Source organism: Stappia sp. G46H5W (assembly GCF_058448995.1).
The window spans coordinates 398,412-416,376 of record NZ_JBZFLL010000003.1 but is presented as its reverse complement, the minus strand read 5'-3'; the positions used below and the strand labels follow the sequence as shown (position 1 = coordinate 416,376).

The window sequence follows — 17,965 nt, the reverse complement described above, 5'->3', positions numbered from 1 at the left end:
CTGTCGCCGAGGGACGGGCAAGACGGCCGGGCCGCGGGGGCGGCGGGCGCGCTGCCGATGGAAAGCAAGGAAGGACGGGCCATGAAGGTGACGAGCTATTATCCGGTGGTGATGACCGGCGAGGTGGACGCGACCGCGCGGTTCTACGAGACGCATTTCGGCTTTCGCCGGGCCTTCAGCGCCGACTGGTACGTGCATCTGCAGTCGGAAAGCGATCCGTCCGTGAACCTTGCCGTGCTGGACGGCAGCCATGAGACGATCCCGGCGCCTGCACGCGGGCAGTCGGTCGCCGGCCTGCTGCTCAATTTCGAGGTGGCGGATGTCGATGCCGAATACGCGCGACTGAAGGCGGCGGGCCTGCCGATCCTGCTGGATATCCGCGACGAGGATTTCGGCCAGCGGCATTTCATCACACGCGATCCGAATGGCGTGCTGATCGACATGATCAAGCCGATCCCGCCGAGCGCGGCGTTCCTGGCGCAGTATGCGGAGGATGCCGTTCCGACCGAGTGAGGGGTGGAGGGGCGGGTGCGGGAGCACGGTGCGGACGGTGTGGACAAGGGGGATGGCTGCGGCTTGCCAAGGCCGGGACGGGAAGGCCAGAATGCGGCCCGGACGTCCTTCCCCTTCTCCCTGCCGAAAGCACCGGAAACAGACATGCCGCACGCTGCGACCCTCAAGCTCCTCGACGCCTATTATGCCGCCTTCAACGCGGGCGACACGGCAGCGATGCTGGAGCTCGTCACCGACGACATCGCCCATGACGTGAACCAGGGCGAGCGGCGGCAGGGCAAGGCGCTGTTCGCCGCGTTCAACGACCACATGACGCGCTGCTACAAGGAAGAGCTGTCGGAGATCGTGATCTTCGCCAGCGAGGACGGCCGCCGTGCGGCGGCCGAGTTCATCGTCTCCGGCACCTATCTGGTCACCGACGAGGGCCTGCCGCCGGCGGCGGGCCAGACCTATCGCCTGCCGGCCGGCACGTTCTTCGACATTCGCGAGGGGCGGATCGCCCGCATCACCACCTATTACAATCTGCAGGAGTGGATCGCCCAGGTCGGCGCCTGAAACCAGCCCGCAGCCGCAGGCGGCCCACGCCCGCAAGGAGGCAAGTTCCCATGAAGGTCATCGTCGTCGGGGCCGGCATTGCCGGCCTGTCCACCGCATGGTCGCTGGCAAAGCGCGGCGTCGAGGTGGTGCTGCTGGAGCAGGGGCCGATCCCCAACCCGCTGTCGGCCTCCGGCGACCATCATCGCATCATCCGCCGTGCCTACGGTGCGCAGGGCGGCTATCAGCGGCGGATCGACGAGGCCTATGCGGCCTGGGACGAGATGTGGGCCGACCTCGGCGCCAAGCATCTGGCCGATACGGGGTTCCTGCTGGTGTCGCAGACCGGGCGGGACTCCTCCATCGAGTATCGCGACAGCCTGCTGGCCGGCGGCTATCCGGTGGAAGACCTGAGCTGCGATGAGGCGGTGCGCCGGCACCCGTTCCTCGATCCCGGCGGCGTGCATTCGGCGGCCTTCAGCCCGGAAGGCGGCGTGCTGCTGTGCCGGCATATCGGGCAGGACCTGCTGGGCTTCCTGCAGCGCGCCGGCGTGACGATCCGCCCGCAAACGCGGGTGGAGGCGGTGGATGCTGCGTCGGGCAAGGTGCGGCTTGCCGGGGGCGAGGAGCTTGCCGGCGACCATGTGGTGGTGACGGCCGGCGCCTGGGTGCTGCAACTGTTCCCGCAGCTTTCCGACCGGCTGACCTCCTATCGCACGGCGGTTGCCTATCTTGCCCCGCCGGCGGATCTGGTTGACGCCTGGCAGGCATCGCCCGTGATCCTCGATGTCGGCGGTACGGTCGACGGCTATGTGCTGCCGCCGGTGCGCGGCACGGGGCTGAAGGTGGGGGCGGGCATCCACAAGGTGCGCTCGGGCGCCGATGAGCGGCGCGTTCCCGAGCCGGGCGAGGGCGAGCGGCTGCGCGATCATTTCGCCCCGCCGTTCGCACGCATCGAGGAGTACCGGGTGAACGAGGTGGTGACCTGCGCCTACACGTTCACCGCCGACGAGCATTTCTTCGTCGCTGGAGAAGACCGGCTGACGGTGGTCTCGGCCTGCTCGGGCCATGGCTACAAGTTCGGCGCGGCGGTCGGGCGCCGGGTGGCCGAGGGGGTTCTGTCCGGCGACCGGGCCGGTTTGAGAGAGTGGCTCGAGGCGCGCGACTGAGGGGGGCGTTGCCGCGAGAACGCCGGTGGCGGCTAGCTTCGCGGCACCATCCGCCCCGGTGGATACTGGATACCTGCCTTCGCAGGTATGACAGCCGTGGAGGTGGCGATGCGCTCCCGCCTCACGCCCGCTGAGGGTGCCAATGGGTCCCGGCTCTGCGCTTGCGCGCGGCCGGGATGACAGCCGAAGAGACTGGCAAAAGCCTTGCATCCCCTCTGCCGTCACCCCGGTCAAGCGAAGCGCGAGCCGGGGCCTATTGGTTGCCAGAGCGGCAGCGAGGATACCGGAAACCCTCTCCTCGTCATCCCGCACGCAGCGCAGCGGAGATGCGGGATCGGAGCGCCGAGGGCGTTCGTGGAACCGCTTCACGCCTGCCTCGGGCACCGTGGCTCTCCGGTCCCGGATCTTCGGCCTTCGGCCTCGTCCGGGAAGACGCCGAGGAGGGGCAGTGCGAGGCACCCTCCCAAGGGCGCGCCGCAAAAAAAGCCGCCGTCCCGAGGGGCGGCGGCTTTTCTGTTTTCGGCAAGGAGAGAGGCGTCAGGCGCCGCTCTTGCCTTCCGCGACCGCATCGCGAATGAAGCGCGGCAGCGCGAAGGCGGCCTGGTGCACTTCCGGCGTGTAGTAGCGGGTGTCGATGCCGGCTGCCTCGAAGCGCTGTTCCAGCACGTCGAGCGGCTGGCGGCGCAAGGCAGGATTGTCGCTTGCCCAGCCGAGCGCCATGTGGCCGCCGAAATAGGTCGGGATCGCCGCGACATAGGCATAGGCGTCGCGGTAGATCTTCGAGAAGTGGCCGATGGAGGACACCAGCTCGCCCTTCTGCAGGAAGGGGACGCCGTTCTGGGTGACCAGCACGCCGCCCGGCTTCAGGCAGTGGTGAACGCCGCGATAGAACTCCGGCGTGAAGAGCACGGCGCCCGGACCCATCGGGTCGGTGGAATCCACCATCACCACGTCGAAGCGGCGGTCGGTCTCGGCCACGAAGCGCGCGCCGTCCGCGATAACCAGATCGAAGCGGTCATCCTGGAAGACGGAGGCGTTGAAATCGGCGAAATGCTCCTTGGAGAATTCGACGACGGCGTCGTCGATCTCCACCTGGGTCAGCCGCTCGATGCCCTTGTGCTTCAGGGCTTCCTCGGCCATGCCGCAGTCGCCGCCGCCGATGATCAGCACCTCGCGCGCCTCGCCATGGGCGAGGATCGGCACATGCGCCATCATCTCGTGATAGATGAACTCGTCGGCGGTGGTGACCTGGGTGATGCCGTCGAGCATCAAGACCTTGCCGAACACCGGATTGGCGAACAGCACGAGGTCCTGATGCTCGGAGCGATCCTGGTACAGGATGTCGTCGCACGAATACTGCACCTGGACGCCAGGATAGAGCGTCTCGCGGAAGACCAGCCCGTCGCTCATGCGACCTCCTTGCCGCGCAGCAATTCGCTGACGCTGGTGCGACCGGGGCGGAAGGCCTGCTCGAGAACCTCCACGCATTTTTCCGGCCGGGCATCGCCGCACATGAACACGTCGAAGGCCGCATAGCCTGCCTCGGGCCACGTATGGACCGAGATATGGCTTTCGGCCAGCACCGCGACGCCGCTCACGCCGGTAGGCTCGAACGGGTGCAGGTGGATGTGCAGCAGCGTTGCACCGGCCTCCGTGACGCAGGTCTTCAACGTCTCCTCGATAAAGGGAAGATCGTCGAGACGCGTGGCGTCGTAGAGATCGATGATCAGATGCGAACCGGCACAGCGGACGCCCTCGCGCTCGATGAAGTGATCGAGCCGGTCGTCCTGCGTGTTGGCCGCAGGCGCGGTAGTGTCGTTGTCTTCCGTATGGGTGGTGCTTCTCGGCACGTCGAAGGCATATGCGTCCGCAAACGATGCGTCGGCGCCTTCATGGTGACGTGCTTCCAAGTCCATCCCCAATTGGAAGAGGCCGTCGTCAGACATGGCGGTCTCCCCAACCAGCAGATGAAACCCGGGTTCAGTCCCGAACGGGGGTGCTATAGGGTGGTTCGTGCTGCGATGCAATGGACGTTTTTCCGCAAGTCCCCGAAAACCGGCGAGAGGCGATGACGGCAGAGCTTGTTACTTTGACGGGTAAGGAAATTTACAAGGTGCTCGACGACCTAGCGGAATTGCGGGTCAGGGTGTTCCGGGAATGGCCGTATCTCTACGAAGGATCGCTGGACTACGAGCGCGGCTATCTGCGTCGATATGCGGAAGGAAAGGGCGCCGTCGTCGTCGGCGCGTTAGCCGGCAAAAGACTTGTCGGCGCGGCGACCGGACAGCCCCTTGGCGAAGAAGTCGCGGATTTCCGCGATCCGTTCGCGGCCGCCGGCCTCGATCCGGCGACGATCTTCTATTTCGCGGAATCCGTGCTCGATCCGCAGTATCGGGGGCAGGGGCTGGGGCACGGTTTCTTCGAGGGCCGCGAGGCACATGCGCGCAATCTCGGCTTCGACCGCGCGGCCTTTTGCGCGGTGATCCGCCCGGCGGACCACCCGGAGCGGCCGAAGGACTACAGCCCGCTCGACCCGTTCTGGCGCAAGCGCGGCTATCTGCCGCTGGAGGGGCTGAAGGTCGGCTTCGACTGGCCCGATGTCGGCGAGACGGCCTCCAGCCGCAAGCAGATGCAGGTGTGGATGCGCGATGGGCTGCTATCCGGCTGATAGCGGCCGGCGCAAGGTGACGGCGTAGCAGCGGGCGGTAAAAACAAGTCCGGCGCGGGATGACCCGCGCCGGAGAGCGTCTTGCGGGGGCAGGCAGCCGTTACGGCTGGACCAGCTCCCAGGTGACGTTGACACGCACCTCGAGCGAGCTCTCGCCCGCTTCCATCGGCGCCGGCGCGCCGTCCATCTTCATTTCGGCGCGGGCCATCATCATCACCGGACGCGGGCCGCCGAAGTCCTGCTCGTTGATCGACAGGACCCGGCCGAGCTTGACGCCGGCCGCCTCGGCATAGATCTCCGCCTTGCGGATCGCGTCGGCCATGGCCTCCTTGCGGGCGCTGTCCTTGAGCTTGCCTTCCTCGCTGACGATGAAGGTGACGCCGCCGACCTGGTTCGCGCCGTCGCGCACCATCACGTCGATCAGCCCGCCGAGCTTGGCAAGGTCGCGCACGCGCACGCCGACATTGTTGGAGACGCGGTAGCCGAACACCTCGCTGCGGTACTCTTCCGGAGCGGAGCTCTTCACCTGGCGGTAGCGCGGCTGCACGGAAAAGCCCGAGGTCTGGATGTCGCGCTGCTCGATGCCGGCCTCTTTGATGCGGGCGATCACGGCGGACATCGCCTCGGTGTTGGCGGCCAGCGCCTCGGCGGCGGTGTCGGCATCGCTGACAACGCCGCTGGTGATCATCGCCATGTCCGGGGCGGCGCTGACCATGCCGGTGCCGACCATGTCGATGGTGGCGATGCGCGGCGTCTCCTGCGCCCGTGCGGGCAGGGTGGCGGCGGCCAGGGCAAGCGAGCCGACGAAGGCAAGGCGAGCGGCGGTCTGGAGCGAGGTCATCGAATATCTCCTTCAAAAAACGGAATCGGTCCGCCGCAGCCCTCGGGCGCAGGACGCGGAATGGCGCGACCATCGCGAGCAATTGCGGCGGACGGAAGGCGCTCGCCCGGTGGTTTTCGGGTCGTTTCGGGTCAATCCACATGGCCCGGCCGGACGGCATGGGGCCGCATGCGAAAACGGCCGCAGCGACAGGATCGCGGCGGCCGTTCCGAAAACGTCGATGCGCGGCCCCCGTCAGAAGACGAAGGGCACGAAGGCGATCAGCAGATAGACCACCAGCAGCGTCGCTAGATAGGGCATCACCGCCCTGGCGATCCGCTCGATCGGCAGCCCGGCGATGGTCGAGGCGACGAACAGGTTGATGGCGACCGGCGGGGTCACCATGCCGATGGCAAGGCCCACCACGATGATGATGCCGAAATGCACCGTGTCGAGGCCGAGCTGGGCCGCGAGTGGCAGCAGCATCGGCGTCAGGATGATCAGCGCCGAGGCGGTCTCCAGGAAGACGCCGGCGACCAGGATCACCGCCATGATCAACAGCAGCAGGACATAGGGGTTGGACGACAGCGACAGGGCGGCGGTGGCGATCTGGTTCGGCACCTGCCAGCTCGACAGGGTCCAGCTCAGCACGGACGAAGCCGCGATGACGAACATGATGACCGCCGTGGTCACGCCCGCGCGCAGCACGATGTCGTAGAGCTGCTTCATCGTCATGTCGCGATGGATGACGAAGGAAATCAGGATCGCGTAGTTCACCGCAATGACGGCGGCTTCCGACGGGGTGAAGATGCCGGAGAAGATGCCGCCCAGGATGATCAGCGGCGCCATCAGGCCCCAGCTGGCGGCGACGAAGGTGCGCCAGATGATGCGCGGGTTCAGCTCCGTGCCGCGGGGATAGGCGCGGCGGTGGCCCTGGATCACGGCGATGATGATCAGGCCGACGCCCATGGCGACGCCCGGAATGAAGCCGTTGAGGAAGAGCTTGGCGACCGATTCCTGGGCGATCACCGCATAGATGATCATCGGCACGGACGGGGGAATGACGACGCCGATGGTGCCGGAGGCGGCGATCAACGAGGCGGCGGAGGCCGGGTCGTAGCCCTTGCGCTTCAGTTCGGGAACGAGGCTCGCGCCGACGGCGGCCGTGGTCGCCGCGCCCGAGCCGGAGATCGCGGCGAAGAACATGCCCGCAAAAACCGAGACAATGGACAGCCCGCCCTTGATGAAGCCGAAGAGGCTGTCGGCAAAGGCGACGAGGCGCTTGGAAATCTCGCCCTGCGCCATGACGTCGCCGGCCAGGATGAACATCGGCACGGCGACCAGGGCGAAGGAGTTGATGCCGGAGAACATCTGCTGCGGCACGGCCATCAGCGAGGTGCCGTCCGTGTGGAGGGCCGTCATGGTGGCCGCCCCGATCACGATGGCGACCGGCAGCCCCATGAGCAGGAACAGGACGAACAGTCCGAAAAGAAGGAGGCTCATACCCGGCGATCCTTCCCGTGGATCTGCGTTTCGAGCTCGACGTCGATCTCGGACGGGGTCTCGCGCATGCCGCCGCCAGCGAGCAGCCGGATCAGGTCGATGGACGACAGGAAGGCAATCAGCGCGGCAGAGATCGGCATGACGATATAGACGTAGTTCATCGGCAGGCGCAGCGAGGGAGACTTCTGGAAGCTCTGCAGCATCGTGTACTGCCAGCCGACCCGGGCCAGGGCCACGAGAAAGGCGATCGTGACGAGGATTGCGGCCCCCGTCACGATCCGTTTGAACGCGGGCGGCAGGCTGTCACGCATGATCGTGACCGCGATATGCCGCCCCTGCTGATAGGCCAGCGTGGCGCCGAGGAAGGTGATCCAGATCAGGAGAAAGCGGGCGACTTCCTCCGTCCAGCTCACGGATGTGAAGAACACCCGCGAGACGATCTGGAGCGTGATGACTGCGACGAGCGCAGCCATCCCCACGAAGACCACGGGCTTGAGCGTCTCGCCCAGAAGACGGTCAATCCACGCCAACCCTGCCAGCATCTTACTTCAGCGCCTCCTGGATGCGGGGCAGGTAGTCGCCGAACTTCTCGCCGTACTTCTCGTAGACCGGCTGAACGGCGGCGGAGAAGGCGGACAGATCGGCATTCTCGACCACGGTCATGCCGGCATCCTTGAGCGCCTGGAGCTGCTCGCCCTCAAGACGGGCGTTGAGCGCGCGCTCGTACTCGGCCGCTTCCTGCGCCGCCTGGCGGACGATCTGCTGGGTCTCTTCCGACAGCTCGTTCCACTTCGGCATTCCCATGACGAAGATCGCCGGGGCATAGGTGTGGCGGGTCATGGTCATGTTGGTCTGGGTCTCGTTCAGCTTGAACGAGTAGACGACGCCGACCGGGTTCTCCTGGCCGTCGATCGTGCCCTGCTGCATGGCGGTGAGGGCTTCGGTCCAGGCCATCGGGATGGCGTCGGCGCCCAGCTCGCGGAAGCTGTCGATATAGACCGGGTTCTCCATCACGCGCACGCGCAGGCCGCTGAGATCGGCCGGGGTGTTGATCGGGCGCTTGGAGTTGGTCAGGTTGCGGAAGCCGCGCTCGGCATAGGCGAGGCCCTTGAGGTTGACCTCCGACAGGCGGTCGAGCAGCTCCTGGCCGATCTCGCCGTCGAGCACCTTGTAGGCGGCCTCGGGCGAGGGGAAGAGGAAGGGCAGCTCGAACACGGCCATCTCTTCCAGGAAGTTGGACACCGGGCCGTTGGTAATGACGCCCATGTCCACGGTGCCGATTTGCATGCCCTCGAGCAGGGTGCGCTCGTCGCCCAGCGTGGCATTGGGGAAGATCTCGACGGTGATCTTGCCGTCGGAGCGCTCGGCAACCAGCTCCTTGAACTTGGTCGCGGCGGCATGGAAGCCGTCCTGCTCGTTCACGACATGCGCCAGGCGCAGGTTGACGGTGTCGATCTCGGCGAGCGCCGGGACCGCGCTGATGCCAAGCGTGATCACGGCAGCGGCGGCTGCCTTCAAGATATTCATCCTGTTTCCTCCTAAATTATTTAAAGAGTGTGCGAAGGACACAAAGTCAATCGACACCCGCAAGCGTGTCTTTGTTCTGTGAATGATGGGGCTGACATTCCCGAATTAGTCTTTCGTCGACGTCAGGGTCACAAGGTTTCATAAACTGGCCAAGCGTTTCGCGTCAAGGATGGTGTTTTAGGTATTTATAACGATTGGTTTTGCGGTGTCAGGCTAGAAATTGCTTGGTTTGGGGGCGATTTCGGCGGGGGAAAGGGTCAATTGCGCAGGATCCTTGCGCGGATTTGCAAGGTGACGGTCTGGCGTGTGCGGGGAGGGGCGTGCCGGCCCGCCTCACGCCGGCGGCGAGGGCGGTCCGGGGCGGCTGGGCACCATCGGGGCCCCGACCTCGCCGTCTGCGGACAGCAGGACGGCGACGGGGCGCGAGGCCGGGAACTGGGCGCAGATGAGCAGCACCATCACCGTCAGCGGCACGCAGAGCAGCATGCCGGTAACGCCCCACACCGCTCCCCAGAAGGACAGGGACAGCATGATCACCAGGCCTGAGAGATTGAGGCTGTTGCCCATCAGCCGCGGCTCCAGCAGGTTGCCGATCAGGAACTGGATGGTGCCGAGGCCCAGGCTGATCACCAGGAAGGGGGTCAGCGTCTCGAAATGCACCAGCGCCAGCAGGCTGGGGAAGATCACCGCGATCAGCGAGCCGATGGTGGGGATGAAGTTGAGCGCGAAGGCGATGAAGCCGAAGAGCGCGGCATAGGGCAGATCGAGCAGCGTCAGCAGGCCGGCGGTCAGCGCGCCGGTCAGCACGCTGACCGCGGTCTTGATGCCGAGATAGTGGCGCAGGGCCCCGGTGATGCGTTCGCGCATCAGGAAGGCGATCTCCATGCGCTCGCGCGAGGAGAACAGCCGCGCCATCTTGCGGTCGAAGGTGGACTGTTCGAGCAGCAGGAACAGCACGTAGATGAAGACCAGCGAGGCGGAGCCGGCGATCTGGGTGATCGCGTTGGCGCCGGCGCTGAGCGCCCGGTTGAGGGCGTTGTCGGGCACGAGATCGCGCATCTGGATCGGGTCGGCAAGGCCGACCCAGATCGAGCCGCTCTCGAGAAGCTGGTCGAGCCGGGCCTGGTAGACCGGCGCATCGCGGGCAAGCTCGGTCAGGTTGGCGGCAAGGATGTCGACTGCCATGCTGAAGACGATGAAGATGACGGCCAGCGCGGCCGGCACCGCAACGAGGCGCGGCAGGCGCACGCGGCCGAGCGGCAGGGTGCGGATCGCCTCGGCCAGGGCGACGATGAGATACCAGACGAGCAGGGCGATGACGAAGGGGATCAGCAGCGAGCGGCCGAGCACGAGAAGCCAGCCGAACAGGGTGATGGACACCAGCGTCGTGGCGACCAGGAGCGGAAATTGCGGCATGGGGCTCCCTGTTGCTCGCATGCGGCCCGGGCGCTGCGCCTAGCCTTGCGCATTTCCGCTTGTCGCGCGTCGCGCCCCGCCTTGCAACCCCTCGAAAAGGTGTTGTAGGAAGGATCGCACGCCGCGCGGGGCATTGCCGTTCCCGCCCCGCCCGGCGCGACGGGCATCCAGCTTGTCGATGGGCCTGTAGCTCAATGGTTAGAGCCGTCCGCTCATAACGGATTGGTTGCAGGTTCGAGTCCTGCCGGGCCCACCATCTTTTCGCTCACGCAAAACCCGCTTCGCCGCGCAAAGGGAAGCGAGGCAGGAGCCCGGGCCGCGGCCTTATGATTCTGCTTCCCCGTGCCGCGACCTAGGCTGCGAAAGAGGCCGCTTCAGTGCGGAATTCGACGCCGAGCTCCCGCCCGTTGCGGCGCACGACCGTGCCGCGCTTCACGCTCTTGTCTTCCAGTTCCACGACGACCTGATCGGGGATCGCCGAGCCATCGGCGACGTAGATCCTCGCGCCGGAGTCCGAGATGTCGCGCAGGGAGCCGCGGATCTTCTCCCCGTTGATGCCGCCGATCAGGCAATCCCGGTGGACGCGCTTGCGCTCGTCGCGGCGGCGGTTCTCCATGCCGATCACCCACTTGTCGAGGCTTTCGCACACGGAGGCGACGCTGGTGGACGCCGACTGGAGACGGACGCTGATTTCGTCGGTGGACACACATTGCTGTTCGGTCGCATTGGTGGTCGACAGAACGAGGTCCTGCACGTCGGAGATCGAACTGCGGATGGACTTCAAGGCCTCGTCCACCGCACCTGCGACCGATTGCATTTCAGCGATTTCGGAGAAGATCCGCGTCGTTGCCTGGGAGGTCTGGTTTGCGAGCGTCTTGACCTCGTTGGCGACGACCGCAAAGCCGCGGCCGGCTTCGCCCGCCCGGGCGGCCTCGATGGTCGCGTTCAGGGACAACAGGTTGATCTGGTCCGCGACCTTGGAAATGAGCTGCACCACGCCGTCCATGGAGGCAGCGGCCAAGCGAAGTTTTTCGGTCGACCGCTCGGCAATCTCGGAACGCCCGTGCATGGCCTCGACGGCCGTGCGGGCTTTCTCCATGCCGCGGGAAATGCCCTGCGCGGACGAGTTCACATGCTGCGCGGAATGCGCCGTCTGCCCTACCGTGTTCAGTGTTTCCTCGGCTGCCTCGATGGCCGCCTGTCGCGCCGTCATGTTCTGGGTGATGTCGGTCGCGAACTTCGTCACCTTCATGATGTTTCCGGAGGCGTCGAAGATCGGATTGTAATTTGCCTGCAACCAGATCGGATTTCCCGCCTTGTTGAAGCGTTGATAGATTGCCGACAAGTGCTTGCCCCCGGCGAGGGTCTGCCAGAACTCGGCATATTGCTCGGACTGGGCATACTTTTCCTCGACAAACATGCGGTGATGCTTGCCCTTGATTTCGTCGAGGCGATAGCCGACCGCCTTCAGGAAGTTCTCGTTGGCATCCAGGATGATGCCGTCCTTGCTGAAGGAGATCACCGCCTGGCTGCGGCCGATTGCTGCGATCAGGCCTTCATGTTCGGCGTTCTTGCGCTTTTCGGCCGTGATGTCGGATGCGAATTTCACCACCTTGAAAGGCCGGCCGGCCGCGTCGAGGATCGGGTTGTAGGTGGCGTGGATCCAGATCTCATCGCCGTCCCGGCTCATCCGCTTGAACTCGCCCGCCATGAAGCGCCCGGCGCCGAGTTGCTTCCAGAACGCCTTGTATTCCTGCGTTTCGCGCTCGTCGGACGCGACGAAAATCGAGTGGTGCCGGCCCTTGATTTCGTCGAGCGTGTAGCCGACCGCCTTCAGGAAATTGTCGTTGGCTTCCAGAATGGTTCCGTCGAGGTCGAAGTGAATGACGGCTTGCGAGCGGTTGATTGCCTCCAACTGCCCCTGAGCATCCGAGCTCTTCAATTTGGCGGCCGTGATATCGGTCGCAATCTTGACGATGCGGTAGACCTCGCCCTTGCTGTCGAACACCGGGTTGTATGTCGCCTGTATCCAGACCTGAGCGCCGCTGCTGGTCACGCGCATGAATTCGTCGGACTTGAATTCCCCGCTGGCGAGCTCTTTCCAGAAGGAACGATACGCTTCGCTCGCCGCATAAGCTGCGTCCACGAACATGCGGTGATGCTTGTTTTCTATTTCGCCGAGCGAATACCCCATCAGTGAAAGGAAGTTTTCGTTGGCGTCGATAATGGTTCCGTCGGGCCTGAAATGAATCATGGCCTGAGACCGACCGATAGCCTCGATCAGGTCATGATTTCTACTGGAGAAGAGCGGCATCTGGAGGGAACCCTTGTTCAGGCGAGCGGACCAAGGAATACGACCGACGCGGTTTCCGAACCTTTAACCAAAGCCAGCCCGGTTTCCCTCGCGCCTCGAGACCGGGCCCGCAGCTATTTGGCCGTGCCCTCGGTTGCCCCGCTTGTCGCCTGCGTGTCGGGCGTGTCCGTCTTGCCGGGGGCAAGGCCCAGCATCGCCGCGTGCCAGGACGCTTCGGCGCGGGAGGAGATGCCGAGCTTGCGGTAGATCGACTTGATATGCGTCGCCACCGTATTGCCCGACAAGGACAGCTGCTCTGAGACGTCGACGTTGCGCATGCCGCGGCCGATCAGGGCGAGGACTTCCTTCTCGCGCTCGGTCAGGCTTTCCTCGGGTTCCGCAGCCGGGCCGGTCAGCTGGAAATGCTCCATGATGCGGCGGGCGATGGCCGGCGACAGGGCGGGAATGCCGTCGGCGAGCTGCGACAGCTGACGCACGATCATGCCCGAGGGCTGTTCCTTGAGCAGGTAGCCGTTGGCCCCGGCCGACAGGGCGGCAACGATATGGACGTCGTCCGCCATGGCGGTGGTGACGACGCAGAGCGTCCTGGAATTGCGCTGGCGCAGGGCGCGCAGCACCTCGATGCCCGACCCGTCCGGCAGGCGCAGGTCGATGAGCGCGACGTCGTATTCGTGCCGGGCCGCGGCCGCCAGGCCATCCTGCAAGGTGGTCCTGGCGTCGATCTCATGCGGGCCGGGGAAGGCTTCCTGCGCGACGCCTTGCAGCCATTTGCGCGCTTCCGCCAGGTCCTCGACAATCAGGATCCGGGTCATTTCGCGTCACCTCCGCCGAGCGGGAAGCTGGCACGCACGGTCAGGCCCGGCCCCGCATCCTCCAGGAAGAGCGTGCCCTTGAGCGCCAGCAACCGGGCCGCAAGGTTGGACAGGCCGTTGCCCTTGCCCTGAACGCCTTCGGGTAGTCCGCTGCCGTCGTCGCTCGCCTGCAAATGAAGCAGGCCGTCGCTTATGTCGATCCGCACCCGCATTGCGTCGGCACCGGAATGCCGGATCGTGTTGCTGATGATCTCGCGCAGCACGGAGCGCAGGGAATAGGCGATATTGGGGGCGAGCGTCCGCTCGCCGTCCTCGCAGGTGTCCTGCCAGTCGAGCCGGATGTCGGCGGCGGCCAGGCGCTCCAGCGCCTCGACCTTGAGGTCGGCGAGCAGGTCCGAGGCGGTCTTGCCGCCCCGCGCGGCGTTGTTGACGATGTCGCGCAGGTCCGAGATCGTCTCGCGGATCAAGGTGTCCTTGCGCTCGCGCCGCTCGCTGTGGAGCGCGGAAAGCAGCTGCGCGCCCATGTTGTCGTGCATGTCGCGGGCGATGCGGACCCGCTCTTCGGCAGCGCCCTTTTCGTGCGCATCGCGGCTGGCGATGGCGTGGGCGAGCATGGCGTAGAGCTCGCCGGCAAACCGCCGGTCCTGCGGGCTGAACAGCCGCCGGCCCGAATGCGCATGCGACAGCCTGAGCGGGGCAAGGCCCGGCAGGCCGGGCAGCAGCAGCGACAAGCCGTCCTCGGAGATAGCGGGCTTTTCGGGCGCAGGGGCCGAGACGGCGGACATCTGCAGCGGGGTGAAGGCGTCGCGCAGGACCTCCCGCCAGCGGCTTTCGCGGGAGGCGTCCGTGGTCAGGGCCACGTCGATGATCCGGGTGAACAGCTCCTCCCGGTCGATCTCCCGCCGCTTGATCAGCCGCCGCGCCAGCCAGTCGCGGAACGGCAGATAGAGGAGCGCCACGCCGAGCAGCGACACGGCGAAGGCCTCGGGGCGGTCGATCGCAACGAAGGAGATCAGCAGGGCATCGAAGACCACCAGCAGCAGAACCGCGCCGAAATAGGAAAGGACAGAGAAGGCCCAGCCTTCCAGCTCGAACAGACGGTAGCGGGCAACGCCGGCGGCAACGCCCAGAAACAGCATGCCGAACAGGATGAACGCATAGCCTTGCGAGATGGTCGGCTGCATGCCGAACAGGTTCGGCATCAGCACGACGGTGACGAAGGTGCCGGCGCACAGGCCGACCGACAGGGCGAACCAGCGGATCGCCGCGCGCGCGGCCGGATCGTCGCGGCTGGCCCGGTACTGGAGCAGCGCGCCGAGGAGGATGCCGGCCATGAGGGTCACGGTGGGCAGGTGGTGGCCTTCGGCCGGACCCGGAAACCCGATCCAGATCGTGTCCAGTGCCCAGATCGCGCCGTAGACGGCCGGCAGCAGCCAGAGCAGGGAAGGGGGGACGAGGCGGCGCGGATAGGACAGGAAGAGCGCCACCATGGCGACGCCGAATGCCAGCGCGCCGAAATGATTGGTGGCCGACAGCACGCGGAAGAGCCCGCCCGGCATGGCGATCTCGCGCGAGGAATAGACCGCGGCGGGAAAGGCGGAGACGAGGATGGCAAGCCCGGCCAGCGCCAAGAGGGCGGCCGAAAGCTCGTTGCGGCGCAGGCTCCAGACCCAGGCGCCGACGATCACGCTGACGAGACCGGTGACAAGCTGCACCCAGACGGTCGGCGGAAGGCTGGACAGCGGCCGGCCGGCTATCGGCGTCACCTCGACCTGCAGTCCCGATGGCCCGCCGGTCTCGAGTATCACGCTGCCGCCTGCGAGAGCGGCATGGAGGGCGCCTTGCCGGTCGAAGAACCGTTCCAGCGCTGCGTAGTTTTCCGCAACATCGGGCTCCTCGACCAGATCGCCCGCCTCGATCGGGATGCCGCCGACCGCCACAAGCGGAACGCCTGCGGGCAGGGCGGTCGCGGGACCGCCGGACGCGACCGTGGCGACCCGCACGAGGCCGGACTGCGCGTCGGCCGAAAGCCCCACGCCGAGCCAGGGCTGGTTCAGCACCGTGACCAGCACGAGGGTTGCGGCGATCAGTCCGGCAGTCGCCGTGACGGCCAGCACCGTGAAGGGGGTCAGTCTCTTGAGCACCTGGTTTGCGTCTCCGCGCAAAGACGTATCAGGCGAGGCGAGCACGTGTCGCTCACCTGTTCAGGTGATGCCGTGCCGTCGCCTGTTCCACTAGGTTGTCGGGAATTTCTTCAATGGAATGGCGTGAGTGAGAGGGTACGTTGTCAATGAGGGTTGAGAAATACAAGGGACTTTTTCAGTCGACTGCACTGGCGTCCCTGTCGCTTCTGGCAGCGTATCCGCTTTCCGCGCAGGAAGTTGCCGATATCAATCTGCTGAGCCCCGCGCATGTGATCCGCCTGTTCTACGGCGACCCGGACGAGCCCGGCTACAGCCCCGGATTGACCGACCCGGCCCGCATCGGCGGCATGACGGCCGATGGCGGCACCTTCGTCGGCACGGTGTATCGCAGCTACGGAAACAGCATCACCAGCGGTTTCGTCTGGACCGGCCAGGACGGCGTGAGGCCGGTCGGCGATCCGTCGGTCGCCCGACCGCTGAACGGGAGCCAGAACTACAACGCCAACGGCATTTCCGCCGATGGCGGCGTCATCGTCGGCCGGGCGGCGCCCGGCGTGTCCGGCGGCGAGTTCGGCCTGCGCGCCTATCGCTGGACGTCTGCAGGCGGCTTCCAGCCGCTCGGTTCGCTGGAGGGCAACACCAACCCGTTCTCCGAGGCGACGGCGGTCTCCGGCGACGGCAGTGTCGTCGTCGGTTATGTCGGCGCAACCGGCGGCGAGGCCTTCCGCTGGACCGAAAGCGGCGGCATGCAGAGCCTCGGCTGGCTCGACGGCCGCGATACGTACGGCAACGACCAGGCGACGGCAGCCTCCTATGACGGCTCGGTGATCGTCGGCTCGGCTCTGTCGAGCGACGACCGGTTCCAGGCCTTCCGCTGGACCGAGGACACCGGCATGGTGGCGCTGCCGACGCTGACCGACAGCACGGCGCGCTCCAACATCTCCGGCGCGACCGGCGTTTCCTGGGACGGGCGGGTGATCGTCGGCCACTCCGTAGAGGGATATGCGGCGCAGGCGGTCCGCTGGGTCGATGGCGAGATTTTCTCGCTGGGCGGCCTGGACGGCGCGTCCAGCGTCCTGTCCTGGGCGCAGGCGGTCTCCGGCAACGGTGAGGTCATCGTCGGCAATATCTCCAGCGGCAGCACCGGCCATGGCTTTCGGTGGACCGAAGGCGACGGGATGTTGACCGTCGAGGACTGGCTGCGCAACAGCGGCGCGACGATCGTGAGCAGTCTCCCCAGCGAGCCGAACCGGTCAGATATCACCATGACCGCCGAAGCAACCAACGAGGACGGCTCGATCGTCATCGGCCTGACGCGCGATGACGAGGTCTATATCGCCCGCGGCACCGGCACAGGTCCCACTGGCACCGGCGGGGCCGGCGGCACGGGCGGAACTGGCGGCACCGGCGGGACTGGTGGCACGGGTGGAACTGGCGGCACAGGCGGAACGGGTGGTACCGGAGGCACTGGTGGGACCGGTGGAACTGGCGGTACAGGCGGCACCGGAGGCACGGGTGGCACAGGCGGTACCGGCATCATCACGTTGCAGGCGCTGGGAAGCAGCCTCGGCTCCGCCGGCGCCACCAACACCATGTCCGTCAAGTCCATGGGCGTGATCGTCAACGGCGCGGGGTCGCGTCCGCTCGACCGCCGCGCGCCGGACGGCAAGTTCACGATGTGGGTGGGCGGCGACTGGGGCCGCGACGACCATGGCAGCCGCGACGGTAGCCTCGGGCTCGGCGAGATCGGCGTCGGCTACAACTTCGGCCCCGTGCAGCTGAACGGTGTCGCCGGCTATACCGGCGCCGAGCAGACGACGGTGCTGGGCGGCTCGAGCGAGGTGCGCGCCGGCTACGTCAAGCTGGAGGCCCTTGGCCAGATCACGGGCGACGAGAACAGCGGTCTGTGGGCCGTGATGACCGGCACGGGCCTTTGGGGCAATGCCGATATCGCCCGCAACTACCTTTCCGGCGGTGTGGTCAACACGTCCACCGGCAAGACGGATGTGGAAGGCTACGGCATTCGCGGTCGTCTCCAGTGGGAGAACCTGTTTCCGCATGTGTCTCCCTATGGCGAACTCTCCTATGCCCGCACCTGCCTCGGCGCCTATACGGAGGCGGGCGGCGCCTTCCCGGCGGCGTTCAACAGCCTGTGCGATGCCAGCACCGAAGTCCGCTACGGCTTCGATGCCCGCTATCCGCTCATGGAGCAGTTCCGCCTGATCGGCACGCTGGAGGGCGTCCACCGCTTCGAGAGCAGCGGGTCGAACGTTACCGGCCAGGTGGTGGGCCTGGGGGCGTTCAACCTGGGCGCGGCCAAGTACCGGCAAGACTGGCTGCGCGCCGGTGCGGGCTTCGAGGTCGATGTGTCTGGATCGACGCTGTCGGTGATGGGCAACGCCACCACCAAGGGCGAAGGCGCCAGCGCATGGTTGGCTGCCAACTGGCGCGTGACGTTCTGATCCGCGAACCGGGCCGGGGCAAGGACGCATCCGGCTTGCCGAGGAGAGATGGCGGGAAGGGGCGGGCGGGGCTGACAGCGCCT

Annotated in this window: 15 protein-coding genes and 1 tRNA gene; 6 read left to right on the top strand and 10 right to left on the bottom strand. The window is 66.2% G+C overall.

What is annotated here, in order from left to right:
* Positions 1 to 81: 81 nt before the first annotated feature.
* The 3 genes from ACVJ6E_RS12095 to ACVJ6E_RS12085 all read left to right on the top strand — a co-directional run bounded on the left by ACVJ6E_RS12095 (position 82) and on the right by ACVJ6E_RS12085 (position 2,216).
* A complete protein-coding gene (locus ACVJ6E_RS12095; RefSeq protein WP_120268273.1) occupies positions 82 to 513 on the top strand; it encodes a VOC family protein in 432 nt (143 codons plus the stop codon).
* A 144-nt stretch (positions 514 to 657) separates the two neighbouring features.
* A complete protein-coding gene (locus ACVJ6E_RS12090) occupies positions 658 to 1,068 on the top strand; it encodes a ketosteroid isomerase-related protein (protein WP_120267080.1) in 411 nt (136 codons plus the stop codon).
* 50 nt (positions 1,069 to 1,118) lie between these two features.
* Positions 1,119 to 2,216, top strand: coding sequence for an FAD-dependent oxidoreductase (locus ACVJ6E_RS12085; RefSeq protein ID WP_120267081.1), 1,098 nt, complete (start codon positions 1,119 to 1,121; stop codon positions 2,214 to 2,216).
* A 537-nt stretch (positions 2,217 to 2,753) separates the two neighbouring features.
* On the opposite strand, the gene speE is transcribed toward ACVJ6E_RS12085, so the two are convergent.
* Both speE and speD read right to left on the bottom strand, forming a co-directional pair.
* Positions 2,754 to 3,626 (bottom strand): polyamine aminopropyltransferase, encoded by an 873-nt coding sequence (speE, locus tag ACVJ6E_RS12080; RefSeq protein ID WP_120267082.1) that lies wholly within the window; start codon positions 3,624 to 3,626, stop codon positions 2,754 to 2,756.
* Positions 3,623 to 4,162, bottom strand: coding sequence for an adenosylmethionine decarboxylase (gene speD / locus ACVJ6E_RS12075; protein ID WP_120267083.1), 540 nt, complete (start codon positions 4,160 to 4,162; stop codon positions 3,623 to 3,625). Before speD ends, speE begins: the two co-directional genes overlap by 4 nt.
* A gap of 167 nt (positions 4,163 to 4,329) precedes the next feature.
* Here speD and ACVJ6E_RS12070 point away from each other — a divergent pair, with 167 nt between their 5' ends.
* Positions 4,330 to 4,884 carry a GNAT family N-acetyltransferase gene (locus tag ACVJ6E_RS12070; protein ID WP_491676458.1) on the top strand — a complete coding sequence of 185 codons (555 nt, stop codon included), beginning with the start codon at positions 4,330 to 4,332 and terminating at the stop codon, positions 4,882 to 4,884.
* A gap of 100 nt (positions 4,885 to 4,984) precedes the next feature.
* On the opposite strand, the gene ACVJ6E_RS12065 is transcribed toward ACVJ6E_RS12070, so the two are convergent.
* The 5 genes from ACVJ6E_RS12065 to ACVJ6E_RS12045 form a co-directional block, all read right to left on the bottom strand.
* On the bottom strand, positions 4,985 to 5,725 hold the full coding sequence (locus ACVJ6E_RS12065; protein ID WP_120267085.1) for an SIMPL domain-containing protein: 741 nt from the start codon (positions 5,723 to 5,725) through the stop codon (positions 4,985 to 4,987).
* A gap of 234 nt (positions 5,726 to 5,959) precedes the next feature.
* Complete coding sequence (locus ACVJ6E_RS12060) at positions 5,960 to 7,207, bottom strand: TRAP transporter large permease (protein ID WP_120267086.1); 1,248 nt, start codon at positions 7,205 to 7,207, stop codon at positions 5,960 to 5,962.
* Entirely contained in the window at positions 7,204 to 7,749 is a 546-nt protein-coding gene (locus ACVJ6E_RS12055) for a TRAP transporter small permease (protein ID WP_120267087.1), read from the bottom strand. Before ACVJ6E_RS12055 ends, ACVJ6E_RS12060 begins: the two co-directional genes overlap by 4 nt.
* A 1-nt stretch (position 7,750) precedes the next feature.
* Positions 7,751 to 8,734 carry a TRAP transporter substrate-binding protein gene (locus ACVJ6E_RS12050; protein WP_120267088.1) on the bottom strand — a complete coding sequence of 328 codons (984 nt, stop codon included), beginning with the start codon at positions 8,732 to 8,734 and terminating at the stop codon, positions 7,751 to 7,753.
* 333 nt (positions 8,735 to 9,067) lie between these two features.
* A complete protein-coding gene (locus ACVJ6E_RS12045; protein WP_120267089.1) occupies positions 9,068 to 10,150 on the bottom strand; it encodes an AI-2E family transporter in 1,083 nt (360 codons plus the stop codon).
* Between the two features lie 180 nt (positions 10,151 to 10,330).
* On the opposite strand from ACVJ6E_RS12045, the gene ACVJ6E_RS12040 reads away from it, so the two are divergent.
* Positions 10,331 to 10,406, top strand: a tRNA-Ile gene (locus tag ACVJ6E_RS12040).
* 96 nt (positions 10,407 to 10,502) lie between these two features.
* Here ACVJ6E_RS12040 and ACVJ6E_RS12035 read toward each other — a convergent pair.
* The 3 genes from ACVJ6E_RS12035 to ACVJ6E_RS12025 form a co-directional block, all read right to left on the bottom strand.
* Positions 10,503 to 12,404, bottom strand: coding sequence for a PAS domain S-box protein (locus ACVJ6E_RS12035; protein WP_491676457.1), 1,902 nt, complete (start codon positions 12,402 to 12,404; stop codon positions 10,503 to 10,505).
* 173 nt (positions 12,405 to 12,577) lie between these two features.
* On the bottom strand, positions 12,578 to 13,276 hold the full coding sequence (locus ACVJ6E_RS12030; RefSeq protein WP_120267091.1) for a response regulator transcription factor: 699 nt from the start codon (positions 13,274 to 13,276) through the stop codon (positions 12,578 to 12,580).
* The gene (locus ACVJ6E_RS12025) at positions 13,273 to 15,420 is read right to left on the bottom strand and encodes an ATP-binding protein (RefSeq protein ID WP_120268274.1); all 2,148 of its coding nucleotides are present in this window, start codon (positions 15,418 to 15,420) and stop codon (positions 13,273 to 13,275) included. Before ACVJ6E_RS12025 ends, ACVJ6E_RS12030 begins: the two co-directional genes overlap by 4 nt.
* Positions 15,421 to 15,566: 146 nt before the next feature.
* Between ACVJ6E_RS12025 and ACVJ6E_RS12020 the strand changes: the two genes are divergently transcribed.
* On the top strand, positions 15,567 to 17,882 hold the full coding sequence (locus ACVJ6E_RS12020; protein ID WP_120267092.1) for an autotransporter domain-containing protein: 2,316 nt from the start codon (positions 15,567 to 15,569) through the stop codon (positions 17,880 to 17,882).
* The last annotated feature ends 83 nt before the right edge of the window (positions 17,883 to 17,965 follow it).